Origin of the sequence: Georgenia sp. 311, assembly GCF_006151955.1 — a bacterium.
Lineage (GTDB): Bacteria > Actinomycetota > Actinomycetes > Actinomycetales > Actinomycetaceae > Oceanitalea > Oceanitalea wutianyii.
On sequence record NZ_VDFS01000057.1, the window covers coordinates 38,793 to 45,548 of the forward strand.

4 protein-coding genes are annotated in these 6,756 nt (G+C 72.8%); 2 read left to right on the forward strand and 2 right to left on the reverse strand.

The annotated features are described in order from the left end of the window. Positions 1-1,260: ABC transporter substrate-binding protein (locus FHE66_RS12175; protein ID WP_139073234.1), on the reverse strand; the 1,260-nt coding region annotated here is incomplete at its 3' end. Positions 1,261-1,371: 111 nt separating this feature from the next. Beyond that, positions 1,372-2,382 carry a LacI family DNA-binding transcriptional regulator gene (locus FHE66_RS12180; RefSeq protein WP_139073231.1) on the reverse strand — a complete coding sequence of 337 codons (1,011 nt, stop codon included), beginning with the start codon at positions 2,380-2,382 and terminating at the stop codon, positions 1,372-1,374. A gap of 239 nt (positions 2,383-2,621) precedes the next feature. Between FHE66_RS12180 and FHE66_RS12185 the strand changes: the two genes are divergently transcribed. Next, complete coding sequence (locus FHE66_RS12185) at positions 2,622-5,801, forward strand: glycoside hydrolase family 3 protein (protein WP_218013712.1); 3,180 nt, start codon at positions 2,622-2,624, stop codon at positions 5,799-5,801. 154 nt (positions 5,802-5,955) lie between these two features. Beyond that, positions 5,956-6,654, forward strand: coding sequence for a hypothetical protein (locus FHE66_RS12190; protein ID WP_139073232.1), 699 nt, complete (start codon positions 5,956-5,958; stop codon positions 6,652-6,654). Positions 6,655-6,756 lie beyond the last annotated feature (102 nt).

Sequence of the window (6,756 nt, forward strand, 5' to 3'; positions counted from 1 at the left end):
CTGGACCTCGGCCGGCGACTTCGTGCCGTTGAGGAGCTCCTGGAGGCCCGCGTTGAGCTCGTCGTAGAAGGTGGGCGTCGGCCAGTCGGGGTAGAAGGCGATGCCGTCACGCTCGTTGAGCGTGTTGAAGTTGGCGATCAGCTCGGCGCTGCCCTCGTCCTCGATGTCGGCCGGGTCGGCCGCGACGGGCACGCCGCCGCTGTTGCCCATGAGCGCCTGGATCTCCGGGCGCATGGTGATGTCGATGAACTGCTCGGCGAGCTCGGCGTTCTGCGCGCGCTCGGGGATCACCCACATGTTGCCGGCGGAGCCGGGGGACATGCCCTCACCGGGGAAGAGGAAGCTGCCCCACTCGAAGTCGATCTCGGTGTTGAAGCGTCCGTGCCACCAGCTGCCGGAGAAGAAGATCGGGTTGGTGCCGTTGATGAAGGCGACTCCGGCGTCCTCGGCCGCGAGGCCGGTCGCGTCGGTGGAGATGTAGCCCTTGTCGGTCCAGTCGGCGATCGTCTCGGTGGCGAAGGTGACCTCCGGGCCCTGCCAGTCGACGTCGCTCGTGTAGAGCTGGTAGGAGTCGACCCACTCGCGGTCGGCCTCGGTGAGGGCGAGCTGGTACCAGAGCTGGCCGAGCGGGTACTCGGCGGCGGCCTCGGCCAGCGGCGTCACGCCCTGGTCGGCGAACGTCTGGAGGACCTGCTCGAACTCCTCCAGCGTGGTGGGCACCTCGACGCCGGCCTCGGCGAACATGTCCTTGTTGTAGTAGACCTGGACGAACTCGCCGTAGGTGGGCACGCCGTACCAGCTGCCCGAGCCCATGATGCCGCGCTCGTCGTAGCGGGCGGTGGTCTGCAGGGCCGGGGCGAGCATGTCGTCCCACCCGTACTCGGCGACGGCGTCGTCCAGCGGCCGCAGGAGGCCCTGGCTGGAGAGCAGGCCGGCCGTGGCGTTGCCCTTGTTGTACTCCAGGACGTCGGGCGCCTGGTCGGAGTTGAGCACCTGGCTGGCGGTCTGGCGGATCTGCTCGAAGCTGCGCTCCTCGAACTCCACGGTCGCGCCGGTCTCCTCCTCGAAGACGCGCATCGCCTCCTCCCAGGCGACGCCCATGGCGCTGTCCGGGTTCTCGAAGTGCCAGACGCGCAGGACGTCGTCGCTGCCACCGTCCCCGGCGGCGCCGTCCTCGCCGTCGGAGCCGCCGCACGCGCTGAGGAGCAGTGCGGCCGACAGGGCTGTGGCGGCTGTGACTGTGAGCTTCTTGGACTTCATCGTTCCTGCCTCTCTCCTGGCCGCGGGCGCGGCCGTCCGGTGCCGTCGAGAGCCTGGCGAAGCGCTTCGACGACGGGTGGGTGGTGCTGTGGTTGCGGATTCGGTTGTGTACTAGCGCCGGGGCGCGGTGGACCCGCGCTCGACGTAGGTCGGGGGGATGAGCTCCACGCGCGGCCCGGCGTCGCCGGTGATCTGGGCGATGGTGAGCTCGACGGCGCGGGAGCAGCTCTGCTCGGCGATGAGGGGGACGGTGTCGAGCGGAGGGGTGAACGTCGAGGTGTCGAAGGTCGCGGCCGCCGAGATCACCGAGACGTCGCCGGGGACGGAGAGGCCCTGCTCGCGCAGGACGTCCAGGGCCCGCATCTGCACGGTGTCCTCGCCGTGCATGACGAGACCGGTGAGGTCGCGGTCGGGACCGAGGAGCCGGTCCATCGCGGAGCGGACGCTGGCGATGGTGCGCTCGGGCATGGCGAACCGTGCCTGCAGGCCGCGGCGGGCGGCGTGCGCGAGGAAGGCGTCGCGGAAGCGCAGGGTGAAGTTCGAGCCGCGCTCGTAGACCGACTCCGGGTGGCCGAGCAGGCCGACGACCTCGTGGCCGGCGTCGGCGAGGCGGTCGACGGCGAGCTCTGCGGCGGCGCCGAAGTCGAGGTCGACGCAGGCCAGGCCGTCGGTGTCGTCCGGGATCCCGACGAGCGCCGCGGGCACGCCCATCGACCGCACGAGCTCGGCGCGCTCGTCCTGCGCGAGGACGTCGAGGACGATGATCCCGTCGACGATCCGGCTCGTCGTCACCCGCTGGAGGCCGCCGAGCGACTCGTCCTGGGTGAGCAGGAGGACGTCGTAGTCGTAGGCGCGGGCGGCGGTCGCCGTCGCGAGCACGAACGCCATGTGGGCGGGGGTGTAGGTGTCCGGGCGGACCGGTTCGGTGACGGCCAGGATGTAGGTGCGCCGGCCGGCCAGGGCGCGGGCGCCGGCGTTGGGGGTGTAGCCGAGCTCGGCGATCGCGGCCTCGACCCGCTGGCGGGTCTTCTCGCCGATCGGTCGCTTGCCGCTGAGCGCGTAGGAGACGGTGCTGATCGACACCCCGGCGACGCGTGCGACGTCGTTGATGGTGGCAGCCATTGACACTCTCCGGTCTGTGTAGAAGCGCTTCGATGCGATGGCGAGACCATACGCCCGCGCTCGACCAGGTCGCAAGCCCCGTTCGCTGTGTTTCGGCCGGTTCCTTGACCCGGAGGTGACCTGGTTCATAGTCTGGAAGCGTTTCGACGAGCGAAACGCTTCGACGGTGTCGTCGAGCCCGGGCGCAGTGGCCCGGCCGGGGCGCCGCGGAAGGACACGACACACAGGGGGAACGTGCCATGACGTTGTCGGACCAGATGCCCGGGCGCCGCCGGAGACGGCTCGCCGCAGGAGTCGCAGGCTCGCTCGGCGCGCTGCTGCTCGCCGCGGCGGTGCCGCCGGCCGGCGCGGCGGTCGAGGACCCGCCCTTCCGCGACCCGGCCCTGCCGCTGGAGGAGCGGGTCGAGGACCTCGTCTCCCGCCTCACGCTGGAGGAGAAGGTCTCCCTCATGCACCAGTGGCAGCCGGAGATCGAGCGGCTCGGGCTGCCCGCCTTCCGCACCGGCACCGAGGCGCTCCACGGCGTCGCCTGGCTCGGGGAGGCCACGGTGTTCCCGCAGGCGATCGGCCTGGGCAGCACGTGGGACACCGAGCTGCTCGGCCGCGTCGGTGAGGTCGTCGGCACCGAGGCGCGCGGCTTCCACCACCTCGACCCGGAGTACCACGGCCTCAACCTGTGGGCGCCCGTCGTCGACCTCCTCCGAGACCCGCGCGCCGGGCGCAACGAGGAGGGCTACTCCGAGGACGCGCTCCACACCGGGCGGATGTCCACCGCGTACGCCTCCGGCATCCAGGGCGACGACGACACCTACCTGCGGGCGGCGCCGATGCTCAAGCACTTCATCGGCTACAACAACGAGGCCGAGCGCGACCGGACGAACTCCAGCCTCCCGCCGCGCACGCTCCACGAGTACTGGCTCCCGGCGTTCGAGGAGGCGCTGTCCGCCGGTGCCGCGAACGGGATGATGGCGTCCTACAACCTCGTCAACGGGCGGCCGGCGCACCTGTCCCCGCTCATCGAGCACGCCCGCACGTGGAGCGAGGAGGAGCTCCTCGTCGTGTCCGACGCCTACGCGCCGGGCAACGTCCTCGACGCCCAGGGCTACTACGACACGCACCCCGAGAGCCACGCCGCACTCGTCCGCGCCGGCGTCGACAGCTTCACCGACCGCGGGGAGGACCCCTCCTTCACCGTCGGCCACCTCACCGACGCGCTCGCCCAGGGGCTGCTCACCGAGGAGGACCTCGACGACGCGCTGCGGCACATGCTCCCGGTGCGCTTCCGGCTCGGTGACTTCGACCCGCCCGGCCTCAACCCCTACGAGGACATCACCGACGACGTCATCAACGCCCCGGAGCACCAGGAGCTCGCCCACGAGGCGGCGCTCGCCCAGATGGTGCTGCTCGAGAACGACGCCGACCTGCTCCCGCTCGACGACGCCGGGAGCGTCGCCGTCGTCGGCCCGCTGAGCGACACGCTCTACGAGGACTGGTACTCCGGGACCATGCCCTACCGGGTGACGGCGCTCGACGGCCTCACCGAGCGCCTCGGCGCGGACAGCGTGACGACGAGCGAGGGCGTGGACTCCGTCGCGCTGCGGGTCGCCGCGACCGGTGCCTACCTCACCGCGCCCACCGACGCCGACGGCGGGCAGCTCACCGCCGGGCCGGACACGGCCGGGCCGGCCGAGGCGATGGCGCTGTTCGACTGGGGGCAGGGCGTGTACGCGCTGCGGACCGAGGCGAACGGCAAGTACCTCTCGCGCGGCTGGGACGACGTCGTGCGCAACGACCAGCACCAGCCCAACGGCTGGGAGGTGCGCGAGACGTTCAACCTCGAGGAGGCGGAGGACGGCAGCGTCATCGTCCGCAACGTGCAGAACCGGCGCTACCTCTCGGTGGGTGCGGACGGCGGCGTCACGGCCGCGGCCGACGCGGCCGGCGCCACGCGCTTCGTCCTCGAGACGCTCACGGAGGGCACCGAGGAGGCCGTCGCCGCCGCGGCGGCGGCCGACACCGCCGTCGTCGTCGTGGGCAACAACCCCTACATCAACGGGCGCGAGACGCAGGACAGGGCCGACCTCGCGCTCTCCCCGGCGCAGCAGGAGCTCGTCGCGGCGGTGACGGAGGCGAACGAGGACGTCGTCGTCGTGCTCATGACGAGCTACCCGGTGACCCTGCCGCAGGACCTGACGACGGTGCTGTGGACCTCGCACGCCGGGCAGGAGACGGGGACCGCGCTGGCCGACGTGCTGCTCGGGGACGTGTCACCCGCGGGACGCCTCACCCAGACGTGGTACCGGACGGTGGACGACCTGCCCGAGAGCATCCTCGAGTACGACATCAGCCAGGCGGGCACCACCTACCAGCACTTCACGGGCGAACCGCTCTACCCGTTCGGGCACGGCCTGACGTACACGCAGTTCGAGTACTCCGACGTGCGGGTCCCCGCGCAGGCGGCGGCCGAGGTGGCGCCGGACGGGACGGTCGAGGTGTCCGTGGACGTGACGAACACCGGGGAGCGGGACAGCGACGAGGTGGTCCAGCTGTACACGCGCACGCTCGACGCGCCGGTGGACCAGCCGCTGCAGACGCTGCGGGACTTCGCGCGGGTGCACGTGCCGGCGGGGGAGACCCGCACCGTGACGTTCTCGCTGCCGGTCGCGGACCTCGCGTACTGGGACGTGGAGACGGACGCGGAGGTGGTCGCGCCCGGACGGTACGACGTGCTCGTCGGCCCGTCCTCGCAGGACGTGCGCTCCTCCACCCAGGTGGTCGTGGGCGGTGAGGCCGTGCCGCGGGAGCGCGACCTCACCGACGGGGAGGACGGCGTGGACTTCGACTCCTACGAGGGCGTCGAGGTCGTCGACCGGTCGAGGACCGCGGGGGACAGCGCCGGCGTGGGCGCCGGGGACTGGCTGGCGTTCCACGACGTGCGGTTCTCCCCGGCGCAGGAGCGCTCGTTCGAGGCGTCCGTTGCGCGCGAGGCCGCGGGACCGGGGGCCGTCGAGGTCCGGCTCGGTGCGCCGGACGGCGCGCTGCTGGCCACGCTCGACGTGCCGAGCACGGGCGACCGGTATGCCTACGAGACCGTCTCCGCGCCGCTCGCCGACCTCCAGGCGGGGGTCCACGACCTCTACCTCGTCGCCGCGGACGATGCGCGGCTGGCGACGGTCCGGCTCGTCGAGACGCCGCTTGCGGCCCCCGCGCCCGTTCCGACGACCCCCGGTGAGCCGGGCGAACCGACCGCCGGGCCCACCGCCGACCCGACCGCTGCGCCGGCGCCCACCGGCCCGGCCGCCGACCGGCTCCCGACGACCGGCGTCGAGGGCGGCCCGCTCCTGGCTGCCCTCGGCCTCCTCGTTGCCGGCGGGCTGACCCTGGCGCTGCGCCGCCGCCTGGGCGGCGGGGCTGCTTGACCGTGTGGGCGGGGGCTCCTGCCATCGCAGGGGCCCCCGCTCGCTCCGGGGCCGGGGCGGCCCGCCGCTCTCACCCCGGAGCGGACTGCGCACGCCGTCGGCCGGCCACCTGAACCGGCCCGCGGGCGGACGCACCGCCCCTAGCCTGTGGGCCATGTACGAGGGGACGACGACGTCGGCGGGCGCCACGCCGCTCACGGACGTGCGACAGTCCGGCGTCGTCGGTCTCGTGGTGCGGGTGGCCGTGGGGATCGGCCTGGTGCTGGGCTGGGTGCAGCTGGCGAGCATGCCGGTGTTCGCCTCCGTCGAGGACCTCGTGGCAGACCTCGAACGCGGCGCCGTCACCCGCGTCACGCTGGAGAGACCCACGGTCGACGCCGGCGCGAGCGGTCTGTTCGAGGTCGTGTGGGACAGGAGTGGTCGGCCGGGCCGGGCGAGCTACCTGTACGAGTCCACGTCGGTGGGGTCGGGTCCCGTCATCGTCGTCGACGAGGCGGACCGGATCAGGGCGGCGGCCGAGCTCTCGCCGTCGTCCGTCGAGATCGTCGAGGTCGATGCCCTGCGGTCGGAGTCGGGGACGACCTGGCGGCTCCACGGGATCGCGTGGCTCGGGACGCTCCTCGTCCTCGTCGTCGGGCCGCGGCCTCGGCTGGCCACGACGTGGGCCTGGTTCTGGTTCATGTACCTCCTACCGCCCGTGGCAGTGGCGTTCCTCGTTCTCGAGCCGGTCCCGCTGTGGCGCCGGGACGCCGCCGCACGCACGCCGCTGCTCACCGGAGGATGGGCGCTGCTCCTCGCGCTGGCGTGCGCCGAGGGCTTCGCGGCGACGCCGTTCGGGAAGCTGTTCGCCTGAGCGCCGGCCGCACGCAGCTCCGTGCGCATAAGTCGGCTGTCGGCACGAAGTCCGCTGTCGCGCGGAAGTCGGCTGTCGCGGGGGGGGGGGGGGGGGGGGGGG